The following is a 21,698-nucleotide window of genomic DNA, read 5'->3' as shown; positions in this document are numbered from 1 at the left end:
AGAACAGCAATCGGCGGATGAAAAGCCGTTCATTAGCACGGCCACGGCGGAAAAGCAGCCCTGCTGGCCCACCCATGCGGTACATAAGCAACACCTGACCCGCGCAGTGGAACGGGATCCTGCCGACCTACCCTCGCTGCCGGAGCACTCCATGCCTGAGCTGAACATATCCAAACTCCACTCGGACCCGCATCCGCTACCCCACGGCATCATGCAGGCCAACCCGAGACCGATCTACTACATCGACACCCGAGAACCCGGCCACTCGCAAACCGCCTTCGACAATAACGAAGACAACCCTCGGCAGCAGACCGAGGTCAAGTACATCCAGGCCGACGAAAATGTGCGAATCACCCTCGAACGCGCCTATCCATTGGGGCGGCGCTATCGCCGCGGCACCCAGAACAGCGAGCTGCTGGTCTTCAACGTGGCCCCGCGTGCGCTGCGCGCGAATGAACAGCAAAAGCGCGTACGTATCGCCCCTCGCGAATGCCTGCTGGAAGTGACCATCAACGATGCGGTATTCATGGTCCCCGCGCATACCGCCCAAGCCATTGCCATTCGCCTCACCGATGGCAATCACCACGTGGTCATAGCCCCGGAGGTGAAGAAGACGGTGCTGATCGACATGATAGGGACCGGCAACAGGATCGAGACCGGCGCAGGTATCGTCCACATCGACGCCCATACCGGCACGCATCAGGTTGTGGTCGGTAGCGGCCCGGTACTCATCGACAAGGGCGACGCGGTTGTCAACGTCACGGGGCACCGCTTGCTCGGCCGCGAGTCCTCCGGGGTCGAGCTCTACCGCAATGCCGAAAACGATGCACGACTGGCCCAACCCGTGATGGCCGAACATCAGGCCCTGGGCAATATCGGCGTGCAAGTGACGGGTAGCGACCAATTCAGGCAAGCGGCAGAGGATGCACTGGAACTGCTGCGCAAACTACCCTGCGGCCAGGCGCTACTGGCGGCCCTGGATAAAAAGGCCGGGCAGTCCGGAGCCCCGATCAGCGTGATCGAAGCAGCCAGACACCAATTCACGACCTATACACCCAGCGACCACGAAGAAGATGAAGACGAAGGCCACTTCATCATCGACGAAAACCAGAGTAGCTGGGGCTACAGCGGCGGCACCCTGGCATACAACCCAGGCTGGTCGACCGCAGCGCAACTGCCACTACTCGACCTGTATCGTTGCCTGTGCCAAGGCTGGAACTCGATGTCAGGCACCGTCTTTCCGGGCCAGACCGAGGTTCAAGGCAAAAACGGTGCTTATCCGGTGGACAACCTGCTGCTACAGAGCATCGGCTTACCCACCGATTGCAGGTTCACATTCGGCGGCAGCACCGCCCTGAACACCAACCCACCCGCCTTCACTGAAAACGGGCTGCGTCAGGCGTTGCAACTGGAGCTGCGCACACAGCCGTGAACCCAGGCTATCGGGGCCAGCTCAGCCTAATCGCTGGCCGGAGTCGGGAACGATCAGAATCCCCGCCCTGAGGCCATTCTTGACCTTGGGGTTGGGGAAGATGATGCGCGCGCCCTCCTCCTCGACCACCCAACGCGTCTCGGCCAGGTCCTCGGCCAGCAAGTAGCCCTTGCTCAGCTCGGAGAAGTTCTCGATGTCTGCAGGCAGGTGCAGGTGGAAGCTGTCGCTGTGCTTGATGATCTCGCGGGAAACGCTGAACAGCTGCAGGCCATCCAGCGAGCCTTCGCCTTCGGGCTCGGTGTTTTCGATGATGCGGATCAGCCGCTCCTCCAGCTTGTCGAGGTTGACCTCCTCGTTCTGGCCGAACGGGCGGGCCTTGCCCAACTCCAGGGTGAAGGCTTCGGCCTCCAACTGCTCGTAGGTGAAGGCGCTGAAAGTGATGGAAGACTTGCTCTGCAACAACACCGCCTCCATGCCCGCCGCCGCCAGGCGTGCCAGCTCGCGACGGGAATGCTTGCGCCCCTCTTTATAAGGGTACAAGGCGAACTGCTCGATCTTCGAGCCGCGGATGGCGGTATGCAAGTCGTAGTGCAGGCGGCTGCGCCCCGCCTTGCTGAAGAACACCCGGGCGAACTGTTCCAGCTCGGCGGCACGCAATGCCTCGAAGCCACTGGACAGCTCGTGGCGGCCGTTGAACAGGCGGTTGATGTCCTGCTCGATGAAGCGCTCGCCCTTGCGGATCGCTGCGGGGTTGCCAAACAGGAAAAGCACCCGGGCCTTGGGTTTGATCTTGCCGTTGGCCACGCCATGCAACAGCCGCTCGAGCAACTCGATCGGCGCCGTTTCGTTGCCGTGGATGCCGGCGGACAGCAGCAGGTCCAGCCCGCAATCCTCGTTTTCGGCCGGGCGCACTTCGAGCGCGCCCTCCCCCAGCCAGCGCAAACGCGCGCCCTTGGGTGTCACTTGGGTCTTCTCGGCCGGTTCGTGATCGGTGAGGGTCAGCTCAAGCAATTTGCCAAGGGCGAGCATAGGTACTTCCTTAGTGGTGGTGGCCGCAATCGGGGCCATGGACGTGATCGTCGTCTTCGCCGACCTCCGCCGGTTCCATTTCCAGCTGCAGGCTGACCAGGTTGGTGGCCATCGGGCGCAGCAGCAGGTTGGCGTACTCGGTGTCGTCTTCCTCGACATCCACGCCGATCAGCAGCTGGCCACGACCATCCTGCTGAATCCACACTTCCTTGCCTTGCCAGACCACGGCAAAGCGGGTGCAGGAAGTTTCCAGCTGGGTGCCGTCTTCATCTTCCAGGATAAGGCGCAGGGCGTCGGTCATTGCAAAGTCTCTCTTCAAGGTTGGCGTTGGAACGGATACACCGAGCCCAACTTCAGGATCTGGGTCAATTCGTCCAGTGCCGTACGGCATTCCACCAGCAATTGCGGGTCGGCCAGGTCCGCCTCGCCAAGGCGATCGCGGTAATGCTTGTCGACCCACTGCAACAGGGTGTCGTACAGCGAGGCGGTCATGATAACGCCTTGGTTGACCGCTGCCAGTTCCGTTTCCTTCAACGCCACGCGCAAACGCAGGCAAGCCGGCCCACCGCCGTTCTGCATGCTCTGCTTGAGGTCGAACACTTTCACCTCCCGCACCGGGCCGCCCTGGCTGGTCAACTGGCCCAGATAGGCCCAGACCCGCTCGTTGTTGCGGCACTCTTCCGGCACCACCAGCAGCATGGAGCCGTCGCCGCGGCTGAGCAGCTGGCTGTTGAACAGGTAGGAACGCACCGCGTCCTCCACCGTCACCGCTGCCCGCGGCACGCAGATGGCCTGGAAGTTGCCACCCTTGCTGGCCAGTTTAGCTCGCAGTTGGCCAAGTACCGCGTCCGTCTCGAGGAAGGCGTCCTCGTGGTAGAACAGCACCTCGCCGTTGCCCACCGCAATCACATCGTTGTGGAACACGCCCTGGTCGATTACCGACGGGTTCTGTTGAGCGTAGACCACGCCGTCATCGCTCAGGCCATGCAGCCGGGCCACGGCCTGGGAGGCTTCCAGGGTCTGCCGGGCCGGGTACTTCTGCGGCGCCGGGTAGCGGCTGTCGAAGGCGCTGCGGCCGTAGACGAAGAACTCCACGCCGGCCTCGCCATACGTACGGCAGAAGCGCGTGTGGTTGGCCGCCCCCTCGTCACCGAACTGTGCCACGGCAGGCAGTGCCGCGTGGTGGGCAAAGTGCTTGTCGTTGCTGAACATGGCCCCCAGCACGCGGCTGGTGGTCGGGTGCTCGATGCTGCGGTGGTACTTGCAGTTGAGGTTGGCAGCAGTGAAATGCACGCGGCCATCGGCAGTGTCGGCACTGGGGCTGACCGTGGCGGCGTTGGCCACCCACATGCTCGAAGCCGAGCAACTGGCCACCAGCAATGGCATGGCCTCCTTGGCGGCACGCTGGATCACTTCGGCATCGCTGCCGCTGAAGCCCAGGCGGCGCAGTGCAGCCACGTCCGGGCGCTCCTGCGGCGCCAGCACGCCCTGCTTGAAGCCCATGTCGGCCAGCGCTTTCATCTTCGCCAGGCCCTGGCGCGCGGCTTCGCGCGGGTTGGAACCCTGCTGGCTGTTGCTCTGCGAAGCCACGTTGCCGTAGGACAGGCCGCCATAGTTGTGGGTAGGCCCCACCAGGCCATCAAAATTCACTTCGTAGGATTTCATCGGCTAGGCTCCGTGACCTGTTGTTATAGGGTGACGCCCGGCGTCAAGGTTGCCGGCAAGGCAAGGCTGGCGGTCTCCAGCGAAGCCACGGGGTAAGCGCAGTAGTCCGCTGCGTAATAGGCGCTGGCGCGGTGGTTGCCACTGGCGCCCACGCCGCCGAACGGCGCACTGCTGGCGGCACCGGTCAGTTGCTTGTTCCAGTTGACGATGCCGGCGCGGCTGCGCAGCCAGAAGTACTGGTAACGGGCGTGGGAGTCGGACAGCAAGCCGGCGGCCAGGCCGTACTGGGTGTTGTTGGCCTCATCGATGGCGGCATCGAAGTCGGCATAGCGGATCACCTGTAGCAGCGGACCGAAGAACTCTTCGTCCGGGCGCTCGGCCACAGCGGTGACATCGACAATGCCTGGGGTCAGCAGTGCGGCATCGGCCTGCGGCTGGGTCATTTCCAGCAGCTTCACGGCCCCCTTGGCGACCAGTTCGGCCTGGGCCGCAATCAGCGCCCGCGCCGCCTGCAGCGAGATCACCGAACCCATGAACGGCGCCGGTTGCTGGTCGAACGCCCCGACCGTGATGGATCTGCTCACCTCGACCAGGCGCGCGATCAGCGCATCACCCCAGGCGCCTTGCGGCACCAGCAGACGACGGGCGCAGGTGCAGCGCTGGCCGGCGGAAATGAACGCCGACTGGATAATGGTGTACACCGCCGCATCGAGGTCCTTGACCTCGTCCACCACCAGCGGGTTGTTACCGCCCATTTCCAGGGCCAGGATCTTGTCCGGGCGGCCGGCGAACTGCTGGTGCAGCAGGTTGCCGGTGCGGCTGGAGCCAGTGAAGAACAAGCCATCGATACCTGGGTTGGCGGCCAGTGCCACACCCGTTTCGCGCGCGCCCTGCACCAGGTTGAGCACACCCGCCGGCAACCCGGCGGCAATCCAGCAATTGACGGTCAGTTCGGCCACCTTGGGCGTCAGCTCACTGGGCTTGAACACCACGCAGTTGCCAGCCAGCAGCGCTGGCACGATATGGCCGTTGGGCAGGTGACCAGGGAAGTTGTACGGGCCGAACACCGCCACCACGCCATGGGGCTTGTGCCGCAGCACGGCCGTGGCATCGGCCAGCGGGCCGCTCTTTTCGCCGGTGCGCTCGCGGTAGCTCTGCACCGAGATCGCGACCTTGTTGATCATGCTGGTGACTTCGGTCGCCGACTCCCACAGGGGCTTGCCGGTTTCCTCGCCGATGCACTGGGCCATGGCTTCGGCATGCGCTTTCAGTTGCGCGGCGAACTTCTCCAGCACATCGATACGCGCCTCCAGGCTCAATTGCGCCCATGCCGGGAAGGCCTGACGCGCAGCCTGCACGGCGGCACCCACCTGGCTGGCGTCAGCGCCCTGCCCCTGCCAGACGACGGCTTGCGTCACCGGGTTGAGCGACTGCAGGGTTTCGCCCTGGCCAACCTGCCAATTGCCTGCGATGTAATGCGTGGTCATTTACTGGGCCTCCCGGCTTGCCGACAGCGGCACGGCGCGCACGTTGTCGCCGGCGCCCATGCGCAGGCGCTTGGCGGTCAAGGGGTCGACCACCAGGGTACCGGCAGCCAGCCGCGCAGGTGCGGCCGTGATGCGGCAGTCGTCGCGCTTGCGGTTGTGGATGATGTAAGGCGTCGCGTCATCGCCCGGCGTGCCCACCGCCAGCACCAAGGTCTGGCTCTCGCGTACGGCGCGGATCCTGGAGGTGTCGCACTCGATGGCGGGGCCGGCGTCGAAGATGTCGACGTAGCCCTGGTAGTTGAAGCCTTCCTGCTTGAGCATGGCCAGCGCCGGCTCGGTGTCCTTGTGCACGCGGCCGATCACGTTGCGCGCCGCCTCGGACAGGAAGCAGGTGTACAGCGGGAACTTCGGCATGAGTTCGGCAATGAACGACTTGTTGCCCACGCCGGTGAGATAGTCGGCCTGGCTGAACTCCATCTTGAAGAAGTGCCGGCCCAGGCTTTCCCAGAACGGCGAGCGGCCCTGCTCGTCGGACATGCCGCGCATTTCGGCGATGATCTTCTTGCCGAACAGCTCGGGGAACTCGGCGATGAACAGCATGCGCGCCCGCGACAGCAGGCGGCCGTTGAGGCCGGAGCGGTAGTCGCTGCGCAGGAACAGCGAGCACAGCTCGGAGTTGCCGGTCAGGTCGTTGGCCAGGAACAGGGTGGGGATTTCGCGGTAGATCTTCAGCTCCTGCGAGGCGCTGACGGTCAGGCCGACCCGATAGTTGTACCAGGGCTCGCGCAGGCCGACGGCACCGGCGATGGCACTGATGCCCACCACCATGCCTTCGTCGTTTTCCAGCACGAACAGGTAGTCGGTGTCGCCACGCTCGGCTTCGCCGCGGAAGCTCTTCTCCGCCCAGCCAACGCGATGCCCCAGGCGCTCTTCGTTGGCCGGCAGCGTGGTCAGCCCGGTGGTACCGGTGCTGCGTGCCAATTCGATCAACGCAGGCAAATCGCTGCTGCGTACAGGACGAACGATCATGCTATCTCCTTTTGCGGCGGCGGCGGCCGGCGCGAAACTCTTCTAACGCATCAATCCCGAAACGTCTGTTGCCAGACCTCAGACCGCAACCAGGCGCACGCTGGCACCCTCGCCCACCCCCAGCGCCTCGGCGGCTGCCGGGCTCAGGCTGACCGGTTTGCCCGGCACCCAGTCCAGGTCCAGCAGCACCGCGCGGTAGTCCTGCAACTGGCCGTTGCACACCAGGTACGGGCGCCCGCCCTTGACCGGGGCTTCCTCGAGCCTCACCGGCACAACCCGGCTCTGGGCGATCGAGCGGATACCCGAGGTACGCGCATGCAGGGTCGGGCCACCGTCGAAGATGTCGATGTAGTGCTCGGTCTCGAAGCCTTCGCGCATGAGGATGTCGAAGGTAATCTGCGCCCGCGGGTGCACCTGGCCCATGGCTTCCTGAGCCAGGTCAGGCAGCAGCGGCACGTAGATCGGGTAGTGCGGCATCAGTTCGGCGAGGAAGGTGCGGCTCTTCAGGCCGCACAGGCGCTCGGCGTCGGCGTAGTTGAGGTCGAAGAAGTTGCGGCCGATGGCATCCCAGAACGGCGATTCGCCCTGCTCGTCGCTGTAGCCGACGATCTCGGTCACCACCGAGTCGGCGAAACGCTCCGGGTGAGCGGCCATGAACAGCAGGCGGCCACGCGAATTGAGCTCGGCCCAGCCACTGTTCACCAGTTCCGGCAGCACATAGAAGCTGGTCAGCAAGCTGTTGCCGGTCAGGTCATGGCACAGCGACAGCACATGGATCTTGTTGTGGATCTTCAGCTCGCGCGAGGCGTGCACGAAGGTCTCGTTACGAAAGCTGTAGAACGGCTCGGAGTAGCCGGCCGAAGCGACGATGGCCGAGCAACCGGCCAGCTTGCCGGTTTCACTGTCCTCGAGCACGAAGAAGTAGCTTTCTTCACCGTTGAAGCTGACCTCGGCGGCGAAGGAAGTCTCGGATGCGGCGATCTTGTCGCCCAGGCGAGCGGTGTCGTCCGGTAGCGAGGTGACACCAATGGGGCTGTCTGCAGCCATGCGCTGCACTTCGTTCAGATCAGCCATTTGCGCGGGGCGCATCACCAGCATGGTGTCACTCCTTTGGAATCGGGCCGCTCACGGCGGCACGGAAAAACGGCAGGTGCACTGGCACCTGCACTGGAATCGGGTATCACCGGCCCGGTGCAGACTCGGGTTGAGCCTGCACCGTGGCCGGCAAAGGGGCCGCGGGCGGATCAGCCCTTGGTCAGGGTGGCCACGGCGCGCTCGAAGCGGTCCAGGCCTTCGTCGATGTCGGCGTCTTCAACTACCAGGCTTGGCGCGAAACGGACCACGTCCGGGCCGGCCTGCAGCACCATCACGCCTTCTTTCTCGGCGGCGTTGAGCACGTCCTTGGCCTTGCCTTTCCAGGCCTCGGTCAGCACGCAGCCCAGCAGCAGGCCAACGCCACGCACCTGGCTGAACAGGTTGTACTTCTGGCCGATCTGCTCCAGGCGGACCTTGAAGCGCTCATGCTTGGCCTTGATACCGGCCAGGGTTTCCGGGGTGTTGACCACGTCCAGCACCGCGCAGGCGACGGCGCAGCCCAGCGGGTTGCCGCCGTAGGTGGTGCCGTGGGTGCCGACAGCCAAGTGCTTGGCCAGCTCGGTGGTGGTCAGCATGGCACCGATCGGGAAACCGCCGCCCAGGCTCTTGGCGCTGGTCAGGATGTCCGGGGTAACGCCGTAGTGCTGGTAGGCATACAGCGAACCGGTACGGCCAACGCCGGTCTGCACTTCGTCGAAGATCAGCAGGGCGTTGTGCTCGTCACACAGTTTGCGCGCACCTTCCAGGTAGGCCTTGTCGGCCGGCACCACGCCGCTCTCGCCCTGGATCGGCTCGATCACTACGGCGCAGGTCTTGTCGGAAATCTGTGCCTTCAGCGCTTCCAGGTCGTTGTACGGCACATGGCTGATGCCGGTGATCTTCGGGCCGAAACCATCGGAGTACTTCGGCTGGCCACCGACGCTTACGGTGAACAGGGTACGGCCGTGGAAGCTGTTCACGGTGGCGATGATTTCGTGCTTTTCCGGGCCGAAGCGGTCGTGGGCAACACGACGGGCCAGCTTGAAGGCGGCCTCGTTGGACTCAGCGCCGGAGTTGCAGAAGAACGCACGGTCGGCAAAGGTGGCGTCCACCAGCTTGTGGGCCAGGCGCAGGGCCGGCTCGTTGGTGAACACGTTGGATACGTGCCAGAGGGTATTGGCCTGCTCGGTCAGGGCCTTGACCAGTGCCGGGTGGCAGTGGCCCAGTGCGTTGACCGCGATGCCACCGGCAAAATCGATCAATTCGCGACCCGACTGGTCCCAGACACGGGAGCCCTCGCCTCGCACAGGAATGAAGGCCGCCGGAGAATAGTTGGGGACCATGACCTGGTCGAAATCGGCACGTTGCACCGGGGCTTGCTCAACGGACATCTGAGTCTCCTGAAGAGGAACGCTGGCCTGGAAGTGGCGAGCGATGGGGGGATTGTAAGGACTGATCCGCGCCTGTCCTTGCGGCCAAGCGACAACTTGTTACAGCGCAAAACCCAGTTTTGACAAGGCTTTCGGCAATGCGACAAACACTGTCGCAATCGCGCAGTGTACGGGAGAGAGGGGGCTGGGTGAACGGGTGTTCACATATAGAAGCGTGGTTGCCTGTACCGGCCGATTCGCGGGCACGCCCGCTCCCACCTGGACCGCACAGGCTTCAAACATCGCACAGACCTGCGGGAGAAAGGGCGCTGCCTGCACCGGCCTCTTCGCGGGTGAACCCGCTCCCACAGGACCTGTGCAAGATTCGAACGTTGTGCGGCCTCTGTGGGAGCGGCTTCAGCCGCGAAAGGGCCGGTACAGGGTAAGGAAATATCAGCCTTTTTCGGCAGGCGCCGAGCTCAGTTCGAACGGGCTGCTGCTACGCCGCTGGTTGCGATCCTCCCGCGGCGTTGCGCCAAAGAAGTTGCGGTAGGCACTGGAAAAATGCGGCCCCGAGGAGAAGCCGCAGGACAGCCCGATCTGGATGATCGACTTGCTGGTCTGCATCAGCATCTGCCGCGCCTTGTTCAGCCGCAGCTCCAGGTAATACTGGCTCGGCACGCGGTTCAGGTACTGCTTGAAGATGCGCTCCAGCTGCCGGCGCGACACGCACACGTGCTGGGCAATTTCGTCGGTGGTCAGCGGCTCTTCGATGTTGGCTTCCATCAGCAGCACCGCCTGGGTCAGCTTGGGGTGGCTGGAGCCCAGGCGGTTCTGCAGCGGAATACGCTGGCGCTCGCCACCCTCGCGAATGCGCTCGACCACCAGTTCCTCCGACACCGCCCCGGCCAGCTCCGCCCCGTGATCACGGGCCAACACTGCCAGCAGCAGGTCGGTCACGGCCATGCCGCCACAAGCGGTCAGGCGATCGCGGTCCCAATCGAACAGGTGACTGGTGGCGATGACCTTGGGGAAGCGCTCGGCAAAATCATCCTGCCAGCGCCAGTGCACCGCAGCCCGGTAACCGTCGAGCAGGCCCAGCATCGCCAGAGGGTAGACCCCGGCCGACAGGCCGCCAATCATGCAGCCACTGCGCGCCAACTGCTTGAGCGCCGTCGACAACGCAGCCCCCACCGTCAGCGGCTGCTCATCAGCCAACAGGAACAGCTTGTGACACCCCTCCAGGCGACCGTTCCACGGCTCGCCCGGCAAGCGCCAGCTACCCTCTTGCGCCGGCTCCGCCTGCAGGAAGACCAGATCGTAGACCACCTCCGGGTGCACCCGCTGCGCCACCTGCAACACTTCCTCGGCCAGCGCCAGAGTCAAGGGCTTGGTGCTTGGCCAGATGAGAAAACCGATTCGCTGGGTGGTCATAGGTGCGGTCCGAAACCTGAGGTCGTTCGAGTCTGTGCGCCGGGTCAGGCTGCGCTCGCCGCGCAGCATGCCCTATTCTGGTGCAGAAATGCAGCTTTTACTTCAGGCTGCCGGAGAGGAACTGCTTCAGGCGCTCCGACTGCGGGTTGGCCAGCACTTCGCGCGGGCAGCCGGTTTCTTCCACCAGGCCCTTGTGCAGGAACACCAGCTGGTTGGAAACCTCACGGGCAAAGCCCATTTCGTGGGTCACCACCACCATGGTGCGGCCTTCCTGGGCCAACGACTGCATCACCTTGAGCACATCGCCCACCAGTTCCGGGTCCAGCGCCGAGGTCGGCTCGTCGAACAGCATGACCTCCGGCTCCATGGCCAGCGCCCGGGCAATTGCCACGCGTTGCTGCTCGCCACCGGACATGTGCCCCGGGAAGGCATCCTTGCGGTGGGCGACTCCGACCTTGGCCAGGTAATGCTCGGCCTTTTCCAGGGCCTCCTTGCGATTCACACCCAGCACATGCACCGGCGCTTCGATGATGTTTTCCAGCGCGGTCATGTGCGACCACAGGTTGAAGTGCTGGAAAACCATCGACAGGCGCGAGCGCATGCGCTGCAGCTGACGCGGGTCGGCTGCCTTGAGCGCGCCGTCCTTGCCCGGTACCAGCTTCAACTCTTCGTTGTTGAGCAGGATCTTCCCGGCGTGCGGCTGCTCCAGCAGGTTGATGCAGCGCAGGAAGGTCGACTTGCCCGAACCGCTGGAGCCGATGATGCTGATGACATCGCCTGCCTTGGCCGACAGGGACACGCCCTTGAGCACTTCATGGCTGCCGTAGCGCTTGTGCAGGTCTTGGACTTCGAGTTTGTACATGCTGTCGATTCTCACAAAGCGGTCAGTGCTTGCGCGGCGCCAGGTAGCCGAGCCAGCGGCGTTCGGCCATCTTGAACAGGCGCACCAGGATGAAGGTCAGGCACAGGTAGAACACGCCCGCCGTGATATAGGCCTCGAAAGGCAGGTAGTACTGGGCATTGACCGTGCGCGCAGCGCCAGTGATGTCGATCAGGGTAACGATCGACGCCAGGCTGGTGGTCTGCAGCATCATGATCACTTCGTTGCTGTACTGCGGCAGCGCCCGGCGCAGGGCCGACGGCAGCAGGATGCGCCGGTACATCTTCATGCGCGACATGCCCATGGCCTTGGCCGCCTCGATCTCGCCATGCGGCGTGGCCTTGAGGCTGCCAGCGATGATTTCGGCGGTGTAGGCACTGGTGTTGATGCCGAACGCCAGGCAAGCGCAGAAGGTAGCGCTGGACAGCAGCGGCCACAGGAAGCTTTCGCGCACCGCCTCGAACTGCGCCAGGCCGTAGTAGATCAGGAACAGCTGCACCAGCATCGGCGTGCCGCGGATCACGTAGGTGTAAAGCCACGCCACGAGATTGACCGCTGGCTGCTTGGACACCCGCATCAGGCCCAGCGGAATGGCCGCCAGCAGCCCGAAGAACAGCGAAATCGCCAGCAGCTTGAGGGTGGTCAGCAGGCCGCCAAAGTACATCGGCAGTGCCTCCCAGACGACGTTGTAGTCGAAGATCATAGTTCAGCCACCTTGACGCCAACCGAGTAGCGGCGCTCGAGATACTTCAGGGCCAGCAGCGAGATGCTGGTCAGCACCAGGTAAAGGGCCGCCACCGCCAGGAAGAAGGTGAAAGGCTCACGGGTGGCATCGGCCGCCTGCTTGGCCTTGAACATCATGTCCTGCAGGCCCACTACCGAAATCAGCGCGGTGGCCTTGGTCAGCACCAGCCAGTTGTTGGTGAAGCCCGGAATCGCCAGGCGAATCATTTGCGGCACCTGGATGCGGAAGAACACCTGGCGGTTGCTCATGCCATACGCCACGCCGGCTTCGGCCTGGCCTTTGGGAATACCGAGGAACGCACCGCGGAAGGTTTCCGACAGGTAGGCACCAAAGATGAAGCCCAGGGTACCGATACCCGCGATCAGCGGATTCAGGTCGATGTAGTCTTCATAACCGAGCAGCGGCGCAACCCGGTTGATGATGTCCTGCCCGCCGTAGAAGATCAGCAGGATCAGGACCAGGTCCGGAATACCACGAATCACCGTGGAATACAGATCGCCCAGCCAGGCCAGCCAGCGCACCGGCGACAAGCGCAGTGCCACACCGATCAGGCCGAGCACGATGGCCAGGGCCATCGACGACAGGGCGAGCTGAAGCGTCAGCCACGCCCCGTCGAGGATGACTGCCCCGTAGCCTTTCAACATGATGAGGTCCTCGACCTAGAGAATGAAAAATGGTGCAAACCTCAGAGCCTCTGCTGTTTGCACCATTGCACAGGTGAAACCCGACGTCTTAGTTCGAGTCTGGACCGTAGATATCGAAGTTGAAGTACTTCTTCTCGATTTCTTTGTACTTGCCGTTGGCACGAATGGCGTCGATGGCCGCGTTGATGCGGTCAACGTTGGCCTTGTCACCCTTGCGCACGGCAATACCGATGCCGTCGCCGAAGTACTTGGCGTCGGTGAAGGCCGGGCCTACGAAGGCGAAGCCCTTGCCGGCGTCGGTCTTGAGGAAGCCGTCTTCCAGCAGGGTGGCGTCGGCCACGGTGCCATCGAGGCGGCCAGCTGCCACGTCCAGGTAGATTTCGTTCTGGGTGCCGTAAGGAACCACGGTGGCACCTTTGGCGCCCAGTACTTCCTTGGCGAAGCGGTCGTGGATCGAGCCGCGCTGCACACCAATCTTCTTGCCCTTGAGCTCATCCAGGCTGTCGCTGACGGCGGTACCTTCCTTCATCACCAGGCGCGCAGGGGTCAGGTAGTAGCGCTTGGTGAAGTCGACCGATTTCTTGCGGTCTTCGGTAATCGACATGGACGACAGGATGGCGTCGATCTTGCGCACTTTCAGCGCCGGGATCAGGCCGTCGAATTCCTGCTCGACCCAGGTGCACTTGGTCTTCATCTCTTCGCACAGGGCGTTGCCGATGTCGTAGTCAAAACCGGCAATGCTGCCGTCTGGCTGCTTGAAGGCGAAGGGTGGGTAGGCGGCTTCGATGCCGATTTTCAGCGGTTTTTCATCGGCCTGCGACACCAGGGAAAACACGGACAGCGCCAGGGCGCCAAGCAGTGCGAGCTTCTTCATCAGGTAACTCCATCGGTACGGGGCAATACAAGGCAGGTAACGGCTGCCCGATATGCGAATGGGTACAACGCGAGCCGCGCAGGGTTCGACCAAGGCCGCAGACCACGAGCGAGTGAGTGGCATTTTAACGACAGCCCGGTAGTCGATATTTCTTCAAAGCGACAACTACTTACAGAAGCGCTTGAAACGGCAACGGGCGATGTTGACAGCCATTGCAAAATATGCAAGAGCGCAAGAAATAGAACCTATAGTACTAGCAATTCCCGGGCCTATTATTGGCAAAGCCTTGTATTACGGCAAGTGCAGCGTGCCGGGTCGCAAAAAACACTGCGAAAACGCACCGAAACAGGCCGGATTTGTTTCCTGGCGCCCCGATATTGTGCGACGCCGGTGACAGAACAGTTACCGATGAATGTCGGGTAACAGTAAAGCAAAAACCCCGCCGGTTGCCCGGGCGGGGTTCTTGTTGGCTGGCCTCACTGATACAACACAGCCCTCAGGCATATACCTCACCCTGTGGGAGCGGCTTCAGCCGCGAACACCGGCAACGCCGGTGCCATCCACCGCGCTGGGTTCTTCGCGGCTAAAGCCGCTCCCACAGAGATAGCGCAACGCCTCCAGCGTTTGCGAGCTTCGCTATCAGGCCGAAGCCAGGCTCATGGCCTTGTGGGTATCGATCAGGTGCTGCACCACACCCGGGTCGGCCAGGGTCGAGATATCACCCAGAGCATCGTACTCACCGGTGGCAATCTTGCGCAGGATGCGGCGCATGATCTTGCCCGACCGGGTCTTCGGCAGCCCCGGCGCCCACTGGATCACATCCGGCGAGGCGATCGGGCCGATTTCCTTGCGCACCCAGTTCTTCAGCTCCAGGCGCAGCTGCTCGCTGGCCTCGATACCGGCATTGAGGGTGACATACACATAGATGCCCTGCCCCTTGATGTCGTGCGGCACACCCACCACCGCAGCTTCGGCCACTTTCGCATGCGCCACCATGGCGCTTTCGATTTCGGCAGTACCCATGCGGTGACCGGACACGTTCAGCACGTCATCCACGCGACCGGTGATCCAGTAGTAGCCATCCTCGTCGCGGCGCGCACCGTCGCCGGTGAAGTACATGCCACGGAAGGTCTTGAAGTAGGTATCGACGAAACGGTCGTGGTCGCCGTACAGCGAACGCGACTGGCCCGGCCAGGAATCGAGGATCACCAGGTTGCCCTCGGCAGCGCCCTCGATCAGGTTGCCCAGGTTATCCACCAGCGCCGGTACCACGCCGAAGAACGGACGCGTTGCCGAGCCCGGCTTGAGGCCGGTGGCGCCAGGCAGCGGGCTGATCAGGATGCCGCCGGTCTCGGTCTGCCACCAGGTGTCGACGATCGGGCAACGCTCCTTGCCCACGGTCTTGTAGTACCAGTTCCAGGCTTCGGGGTTGATCGGCTCACCCACCGAGCCCAGCAGGCGCAGGCTGGAGCCATCGGCACCTTCGACTGCAGCCTGCCCTTCGGCCATCATCGCGCGGATGGCGGTTGGTGCGGTGTACAGGATGTTGACCTTGTGCTTGTCGACGATCTTCGACACGCGGGTGATGTCGGGGTAGTTCGGCACGCCTTCGAACAGCAAGGTAGTGGCGCCGTTGGCCAGCGGGCCGTAGACGATGTAGCTGTGGCCGGTGACCCAACCCACGTCGGCGGTGCACCAGTACACCTCGCCCGGGCGATAGTCGAACACGCGCTCATGGGTCAGCGCGGCGTATACCAGGTAGCCGCCGGTGGTGTGCAGCACGCCCTTCGGCTTGCCGGTGGAGCCGGAGGTATAAAGGATGAACAGCGCTTCCTCGGCACCCATCTCTTTCGGCGCGCAATGGCTGGAGGCGACTTTCATCAGGTCTTCGTACCAGATGTCGCGGTGCTGGTGCCAGGCAATGTCGCCCCCGGTGCGCTTGCACACGATGATCTTCTGCACGCTGTTGGTTTCAGGATTGGTCAGCGCCAGGTCGACGTTGGCCTTGAGCGGGGTACGGCGGCCACCGCGCACGCCTTCGTCTGCGGTGATCACGACCTTGGACTTGCAGTCGATGATACGGCCAGCCAGCGCTTCGGGCGAGAAGCCGCCGAACACCACCGAGTGAATCGCACCGATACGGGCACAGGCCAGCATGGCGACCACGGCTTCGGGGATCATCGGCATGTAGATGGTGACCACGTCACCCCGGTGCACATCCTGGCCACGCAGGGCGTTGGCGAATTTGCAGACCTGCTCGTGCAGTTCACGATAGGTGATGTTGCGGTGCTCGGAAGGGTCGTCGCCTTCCCAGATGATGGCCAACTGGTCACCGCGCTCTTCGAGGTGGCGGTCCAGGCAGTTGGAGGAAACGTTCAGAGTGCCGTCGGCGAACCATTTGATATCGACGTGATGGTCGTCGAAGGAGGTCTGCTTGACCTTGGTGAATGGCTTGATCCAGTCGATGCGCTGGGCCTGCTCGCGCCAGAAGCCGTCCGGGTTGATCACCGATTGCTGGTACATGGCCTTGTAGGTGGCCTCGTCGGTCAGGGTGGTGGCCGCAACCTCGGGACGAACGGGATACAGTGGAGCCGCACTCATCTGTGTTACCTCGGTGTAATAGTTGTTTTTGTATGGAACCGTTTGTAACTGTACCAGAGCGACAAAAGCCATTCGACGTTGGTAGTAATTTGGTACGCCCGTTCAGACAAAGCGCTCTGGCACGCACCTTACAGCCCAGGCGAGAAATTACGGGCGCGGTTTACCAGAGGATTGTTACAGATTCTGTCAAAACACTTTATCAAAAGACCCACTGTTTCGGCCTTGGCCCCAGCCATAAAATTCACCTCGCCAGCAACGGCAAGGCGATTAACAACTGGTAACAGCCCCCACGAAGGCAAGCGTTAATCCCCCTCCAAACCTGATAGTTAAAACTAGCAATACTCGCGGCGCCATAAGCGCCGCGTGCCCCCTCACGACCTTAGACAGGTAAATTGAAAATGAAAGCTTTACTGGTATTGGTACTTGGCAGTCTTTGCGGCGCGGCGATGGCCGGCGAAGCCAAAGATGCCGAGCAGATTCCGGTTGAACAGTACAGTTACTCGCAGCACCTGGACATTGCCCGCGTCATTTCCATGAGCGAAGTGCCCAATGTGTGCGAAGTCGTGCCAGCCCGCATGACCTACGAGGACTCCCAGGGCCAGAAGCACATTCTCGAATACCGCGTGATGGGGAACGGCTGCTCGAACGGCTGATACCTTGTGAATTTGGGGCCCTGCGGGCCCCTTTCGCGACACAAGGCCGCTCCTACATTGATAGGCGTACGCAGGCCTTTGTAGGAGCGGCCTTGTGTCGCGAAAGGACTGCGCAGCAGTCCCGCCTTTTATAAAGGCGGATTAATCTGCAGACTTGCCAAGTGAATAATCCCTCAACTTGTTGGCAATAGTAGTATGCGAAACACCCAGTCTTTTACCTAAAGCCCGACTACTCGGGAATTCCCCCATCAAACTTTCCAGCACCGCTTTTTCAAAGCGCCCGACAATCTGCGAAAGATCCCCGTCCAGCGAAAACTCACCCAGCGGTTGGCGCACGCCGTAATCCGGCAAACGTATATGTTCACTTTTGACCACGCCGCCTTCGCATAACGAAACCGCCTGGAACAACACGTTTTCCAACTGCCTTACATTACCCGGCCAATGATATTGGCCAAGTTTGTCCATCGCCGCCGGCGCCAGGCGCGGCATGGCGCAGCCGATCTGCCGGCTGGCCTGGTCGAGAAAGTGCTGTACCAGCCCTTCCAGGCCATCCATGCATTCGCGCAATGGTGGAATGTGCAGCGACAACACATTGAGCCGGTGATACAGGTCCTGACGAAACTCGCCCCGGGCACACAATTCGGACAAATCCACCTGGGTCGCGCAGATCACTCGCACATCCAGGTACACCTCTTCATCGCTGCCTACGCGGCGGAAGCAGCCATCTTGCAGAAAACGCAGCAGCTTCACCTGCAAGCGCGGGCTCATCTCCCCTACCCCGTCGAGAAACAGAGTGCCACCGGCGGTCAGCTCCAGCAGCCCCAGCTTGCCCTCGGCCCGCGCCCCTTCGAATGCCCCGGGGCCGTAGCCGAACAGCTCGGTCTCGGCCATCGACTCGGGCAACCCGGCGCAGTTGAGCGCCATCAACGGCGACTGGCCGCGCGGGCTTGCCAGGTGGCAGGCACGCGCCAGCAACTCCTTGCCGGTGCCGGTCTCGCCCTCGATCAGCAATGGTGCGTCCAGCGGCGCCATGCGCCGCGCCTCGCGTACCACTGCAGCCATCACCCGCGAGCTCTGGAAGATACTGTCGAAACCGCGCAGCTCCTGCTTGCGCACGTTATAGATGCGCTCACCGATACGGTCGGCGCGGTGCAGGGTCAGCACCGCGCCGGCCAGCGCCTCGCTGTCGTCGTGCTCGGACTGCAGCGGCGCGATATCGGCCAGGAACACATCGCCCTTGACCTTGATGCGCAAGCCGTTGATGCGCGACTTGTTGGCGCGCACCAGCTCTGGCAGGTCGAAGTCCTCCACATAGCGCGCCAGCGGCATGCCCGGCACCTCGTCCACCCGCACCCCCAGCAGCTGCGCAGCGGCACGGTTGGCGGCGACGATGCTGCCGCCCATGTCGATCGACAGCACCGGGAAGTCCAGCGCCCCCAGCAGCGCATTCAGCTCCATGTGCCGGCGCTCGCTGGGCATCAGCCCCACGCGCTTGACACCGAATACCCCGGCAATCGCCTCGAACTTCGGCCGCAGCGCCTGGAACTGCAGATTGATCAGGTTCGGGCAATGCAGGTAGATGGCGTTGCCATGGTCACCGCCCACCTCGCCGCGCAGCACGTTGATGCCGTACTCCACCAGCAGGTTGAGGATGTCGCGCAGGATGCCAATACGGTTCTGGCAATGCACTTTGATACGCATGAGGGCTCTCGAAGCGCCAATGTTTTTCAACACCGCGCGGAAAAGTCGTAAAGATAAGCTGACAAAAACAGCCGAAGCTTCAGCCAGATGCCTCGGATTTTCCGACACCTGCGCCTTTTTGTAAAATTATCGTTACGAAACCGTCGCCCAAAGCCAGCCCCGCCCACTGGCTTACCCCGTGCAAAGTGGCCAGCGAAGGGATATTCCTTAGGCATGTCCTGCACATAACAAGAAAAGCCCTCACCAGGAGAGCCACATGAAACAGACGCAATACGTGGCACGCGAGCCCGATGCGCATGGTTTTATCGATTACCCGCAGCAAGAGCATGCGGTATGGAACACCCTGATCACCCGTCAGCTGAAAGTGATCGAAGGCCGCGCGTGCCAGGAATACCTGGACGGCATCGACCAGCTCAAGCTGCCCCATGACCGTATTCCGCAACTGGGCGAGATCAACAAGGTGCTGGGCGCCACCACCGGTTGGCAGGTTGCCCGGGTCCCGGCGCTGATCCCCTTCCAGACCTTCTTCGAACTGCTGGCCAGCAAGCGCTTCCCGGTGGCCACCTTCATCCGCACCCCGGAAGAGCTGGACTACCTGCAAGAGCCCGATATCTTCCACGAGATCTTCGGCCACTGCCCGCTGCTGACCAACCCCTGGTTCGCCGAATTCACCCATACCTACGGCAAGCTCGGCCTGGCCGCGACCAAGGAACAACGCGTTTACCTGGCGCGCCTGTACTGGATGACCATCGAGTTCGGCCTGATGGAAACCGCGCAGGGCCGCAAGATCTATGGCGGCGGCATCCTCTCGTCGCCAAAGGAGACCGTCTACAGTCTGTCTGGCGAGCCCGAGCACCAGGCCTTCGACCCGATCGAGGCCATGCGCACACCGTACCGCATCGACATCCTGCAGCCGCTGTATTTCGTGCTACCGAACATGAAGCGTCTGTTCGACCTGGCCCACGAAGACATCATGGGCATGGTTCACAAAGCCATGCAGCTGGGCCTGCACGCACCGAAGTTTCCACCCAAGGTCGCTGCCTGAGCGACCTTGCCGATAACAACTCGAACCGGAAAACACCACATGAATGCCTTGAACCAAGCCCATTGCGAAGCCTGCCGCGCCGACGCACCAAAGGTCACCGACGAAGAGCTGGCCGAGCTGATTCGCGAAATCCCGGACTGGAACATCGAAGTACGTGACGGCCACATGGAGCTGGAACGCGTGTTCCTGTTCAAGAACTTCAAGCACGCCCTGGCGTTCACCAATGCCGTGGGCGAAATCGCCGAAGCCGAAGGCCACCACCCGGGCCTGCTGACCGAGTGGGGCAAGGTCACCGTGACCTGGTGGAGCCACTCGATCAAAGGCCTGCACCGCAATGACTTCATCATGTGCGCACGCACCGACAAGGTGGCGGAGACGGCTGAAGGCCGCAAGTAAGCACTGAGAAAATGGGGCCCGGTGGCCCCATTTTTTATGGAAAAAATGTCCGCTGTTCGCCCGCAAAACCGACAAGCGACCGCCAAAAAAACCCAAACTGTCATCCAGACTTGTGTATCCTGCCCCAGCTTTGCAAAGCTTCAAACGCGCCTGGCGCAGACTTTTCACTCACACTTGCGAGGAACGACGAGATGCATGAAATCCCGAATCTTCCCTTCCCAAGCCTGAACCCAGAAGAGCCAACCGTGACCGTTCACGCCGAACCGGCAGCTGCCGTCGAGCAGGATGGTGACGATCAATCCAGCGCTGACCAGGAATAACCGCGCATCCCCGACAGTGTGAAAACGGCTGACCTGCGGGCTACCCCCCGTCATCACGTTTTCACACCGTCCAGAACCCACGTAGGCCCTCATGCCCCACTCACCGCGCCCCCTTGCGGTCACACTGCAAGTCGTCTCCATCGTCCTCTTCACCTTCATCGGCTACCTGAACATCGGCATCCCGCTGGCCGTATTGCCCGGCTATGTGCACAACGACCTGGGCTTCAGTGCCGTGGTCGCGGGCTTGGTGATCAGCGTGCAGTACCTGGCCACCCTGCTCAGCCGGCCTACCGCCAGCCGCATCATCGACAACCACGGCAGCAAGAAGGCGGTCATGTATGGCCTGGCCGGCTGCGGGCTCAGCGGGGTGTTCATGCTGGCCTGCGCCTTCCTCACCCACCTCCCCTGGCTTAGCCTGGCCTGCCTGCTGGTCGGCCGCCTGGTACTTGGCAGTGCGGAAAGCCTGGTGGGCTCCGGTTCCATTGGCTGGGGCATTGGCCGCGTAGGTGCTGAAAACACGGCCAAGGTCATTTCCTGGAACGGCATCGCCAGCTATGGCGCGCTGGCCATCGGCGCTCCGTTGGGCGTGCTGATGGTCAAGAGCCTGGGCCTGTGGAGCATGGGCGTGAGCATCATCCTGCTGTGTGCGCTCGGGTTGCTGCTGGCCTGGCCCAAACAGGCCGCACCGATCGTCAGTGGCGTGCGCCTGCCGTTCCTGCGGGTGCTGGGCAAGGTGTTCCCGCACGGCTCGGGGCTTGCCCTGGGCTCGATCGGCTTTGGCACCATCGCCACCTTCATCACCTTGTATTACGCCAGCCGTGGCTGGGCCAATGCGGCACTGACCCTGAGCCTGTTCGGCGCCAGCTTCATCAGTGCGCGACTGCTGTTCGGCAACCTGATCAACCGGCTTGGCGGGTTCCGGGTGGCGATCGCCTGCCTGTCGGTGGAAACACTCGGGCTGCTGATGCTGTGGCTGGCGCCTAGCGCCGAACTGGCGTTGGCGGGGGCCGCACTGAGCGGGTTCGGCTTCTCGCTGGTGTTCCCGGCACTGGGGGTGGAGGCGGTGAACCAGGTGTCAGCGGCCAACCGCGGGGCGGCGGTGGGGGCTTATTCGCTGTTCATCGATTTGTCGCTGGGGGTGACCGGGCCACTGGTGGGCGCGGTGGCGGCGGGGTTCGGGTTTGCTTCGATGTTTCTGTTTGCGGCGGCGGCGGCGGCTTGCGGGCTGGTGTTGAGCCTGTATCTGTATCGGCAGGCGCGGCGTCAGCGGGGTCTTTAAAAACAGGGGGGCGCTTTGCGCCCCTTTCGCAGTACAAGGC

At 62.6% G+C, this 21,698-nt stretch carries 20 protein-coding genes; 6 read left to right on the top strand and 14 right to left on the bottom strand.

The features are described 5' to 3' along the window. The first annotated feature begins 151 nt into the window (after nt 1-151). Nucleotides 152-1,432 carry a M91 family zinc metallopeptidase gene (locus tag RR51_RS03355; protein WP_039612613.1) on the top strand — a complete coding sequence of 427 codons (1,281 nt, stop codon included), beginning with the start codon at nt 152-154 and terminating at the stop codon, nt 1,430-1,432. Nucleotides 1,433-1,453: 21 nt separating this feature from the next. Here RR51_RS03355 and astE read toward each other — a convergent pair whose 3' ends face one another. From astE to acs, 13 genes are all read right to left on the bottom strand, one after another. Next, a complete protein-coding gene (gene astE / locus RR51_RS03350; protein ID WP_039612612.1) occupies nt 1,454-2,461 on the bottom strand; it encodes a succinylglutamate desuccinylase in 1,008 nt (335 codons plus the stop codon). A 10-nt stretch (nt 2,462-2,471) separates the two neighbouring features. After that, the gene (locus RR51_RS03345; RefSeq protein ID WP_003256592.1) at nt 2,472-2,762 is read right to left on the bottom strand and encodes a topoisomerase II; all 291 of its coding nucleotides are present in this window, start codon (nt 2,760-2,762) and stop codon (nt 2,472-2,474) included. Between the two features lie 14 nt (nt 2,763-2,776). Continuing rightward, nucleotides 2,777-4,126, bottom strand: a complete 1,350-nt coding sequence (gene astB, locus RR51_RS03340; RefSeq protein ID WP_039612611.1) for an N-succinylarginine dihydrolase — start codon at nt 4,124-4,126, stop codon at nt 2,777-2,779. A gap of 23 nt (nt 4,127-4,149) precedes the next feature. Beyond that, nucleotides 4,150-5,613, bottom strand: a complete 1,464-nt coding sequence (gene astD / locus RR51_RS03335) for a succinylglutamate-semialdehyde dehydrogenase (protein WP_039612610.1) — start codon at nt 5,611-5,613, stop codon at nt 4,150-4,152. After that, nucleotides 5,614-6,642, bottom strand: a complete 1,029-nt coding sequence (gene astA / locus RR51_RS03330; protein ID WP_013973651.1) for an arginine N-succinyltransferase — start codon at nt 6,640-6,642, stop codon at nt 5,614-5,616. A 78-nt stretch (nt 6,643-6,720) separates the two neighbouring features. Then, entirely contained in the window at nt 6,721-7,740 is a 1,020-nt protein-coding gene (gene aruF, locus RR51_RS03325; protein ID WP_013973652.1) for an arginine/ornithine succinyltransferase subunit alpha, read from the bottom strand. A gap of 146 nt (nt 7,741-7,886) precedes the next feature. Further along, nucleotides 7,887-9,107: an aspartate aminotransferase family protein gene (locus tag RR51_RS03320; protein WP_013973653.1), complete on the bottom strand. Its 1,221-nt coding sequence runs from the start codon at nt 9,105-9,107 to the stop codon at nt 7,887-7,889. Nucleotides 9,108-9,539: 432 nt separating this feature from the next. Beyond that, a complete protein-coding gene (argR, locus tag RR51_RS03315) occupies nt 9,540-10,520 on the bottom strand; it encodes a transcriptional regulator ArgR (RefSeq protein ID WP_024087503.1) in 981 nt (326 codons plus the stop codon). A 97-nt stretch (nt 10,521-10,617) separates the two neighbouring features. Further along, entirely contained in the window at nt 10,618-11,382 is a 765-nt protein-coding gene (locus RR51_RS03310; RefSeq protein WP_013973655.1) for an ABC transporter ATP-binding protein, read from the bottom strand. A gap of 22 nt (nt 11,383-11,404) precedes the next feature. Further along, nucleotides 11,405-12,103 carry an ABC transporter permease gene (locus RR51_RS03305; RefSeq protein ID WP_003260115.1) on the bottom strand — a complete coding sequence of 233 codons (699 nt, stop codon included), beginning with the start codon at nt 12,101-12,103 and terminating at the stop codon, nt 11,405-11,407. Further along, complete coding sequence (locus RR51_RS03300; protein ID WP_003260113.1) at nt 12,100-12,789, bottom strand: ABC transporter permease; 690 nt, start codon at nt 12,787-12,789, stop codon at nt 12,100-12,102. Before RR51_RS03300 ends, RR51_RS03305 begins: the two co-directional genes overlap by 4 nt. A gap of 88 nt (nt 12,790-12,877) precedes the next feature. Further along, nucleotides 12,878-13,663 (bottom strand): ABC transporter substrate-binding protein, encoded by a 786-nt coding sequence (locus RR51_RS03295; RefSeq protein WP_023661364.1) that lies wholly within the window; start codon nt 13,661-13,663, stop codon nt 12,878-12,880. A 639-nt stretch (nt 13,664-14,302) separates the two neighbouring features. After that, nucleotides 14,303-16,264: an acetate--CoA ligase gene (acs, locus tag RR51_RS03290; RefSeq protein WP_015271271.1), complete on the bottom strand. Its 1,962-nt coding sequence runs from the start codon at nt 16,262-16,264 to the stop codon at nt 14,303-14,305. 398 nt (nt 16,265-16,662) lie between these two features. Here acs and RR51_RS03285 point away from each other — a divergent pair, with 398 nt between their 5' ends. Continuing rightward, a complete protein-coding gene (locus RR51_RS03285; RefSeq protein ID WP_003254526.1) occupies nt 16,663-16,917 on the top strand; it encodes a DUF2790 domain-containing protein in 255 nt (84 codons plus the stop codon). Between the two features lie 141 nt (nt 16,918-17,058). On the opposite strand, the gene RR51_RS03280 is transcribed toward RR51_RS03285, so the two are convergent. Beyond that, nucleotides 17,059-18,618 (bottom strand): sigma-54-dependent phenylalanine hydroxylase transcriptional regulator PhhR, encoded by a 1,560-nt coding sequence (locus RR51_RS03280; protein WP_025340129.1) that lies wholly within the window; start codon nt 18,616-18,618, stop codon nt 17,059-17,061. 256 nt (nt 18,619-18,874) lie between these two features. Between RR51_RS03280 and phhA the strand changes: the two genes are divergently transcribed. The 4 genes from phhA (at nt 18,875) to RR51_RS03260 (ending at nt 21,658) form a co-directional block, all read left to right on the top strand. Beyond that, nucleotides 18,875-19,663, top strand: coding sequence for a phenylalanine 4-monooxygenase (gene phhA, locus RR51_RS03275; RefSeq protein ID WP_003260109.1), 789 nt, complete (start codon nt 18,875-18,877; stop codon nt 19,661-19,663). A 39-nt stretch (nt 19,664-19,702) separates the two neighbouring features. After that, nucleotides 19,703-20,059, top strand: coding sequence for a 4a-hydroxytetrahydrobiopterin dehydratase (locus tag RR51_RS03270; protein ID WP_003254532.1), 357 nt, complete (start codon nt 19,703-19,705; stop codon nt 20,057-20,059). A gap of 191 nt (nt 20,060-20,250) precedes the next feature. Further along, nucleotides 20,251-20,379 carry a hypothetical protein gene (locus tag RR51_RS31750; protein ID WP_015271274.1) on the top strand — a complete coding sequence of 43 codons (129 nt, stop codon included), beginning with the start codon at nt 20,251-20,253 and terminating at the stop codon, nt 20,377-20,379. Between the two features lie 91 nt (nt 20,380-20,470). Further along, complete coding sequence (locus RR51_RS03260) at nt 20,471-21,658, top strand: MFS transporter (RefSeq protein WP_039612608.1); 1,188 nt, start codon at nt 20,471-20,473, stop codon at nt 21,656-21,658. Nucleotides 21,659-21,698: the final 40 nt, after the last annotated feature.

The organism is Pseudomonas sp. C5pp, assembly GCF_000814065.1.
GTDB lineage: Bacteria > Pseudomonadota > Gammaproteobacteria > Pseudomonadales > Pseudomonadaceae > Aquipseudomonas > Aquipseudomonas asiatica.
Note: the sequence above shows the minus strand (reverse complement) of the source record. Positions and strands in the feature narration are given on the sequence as shown.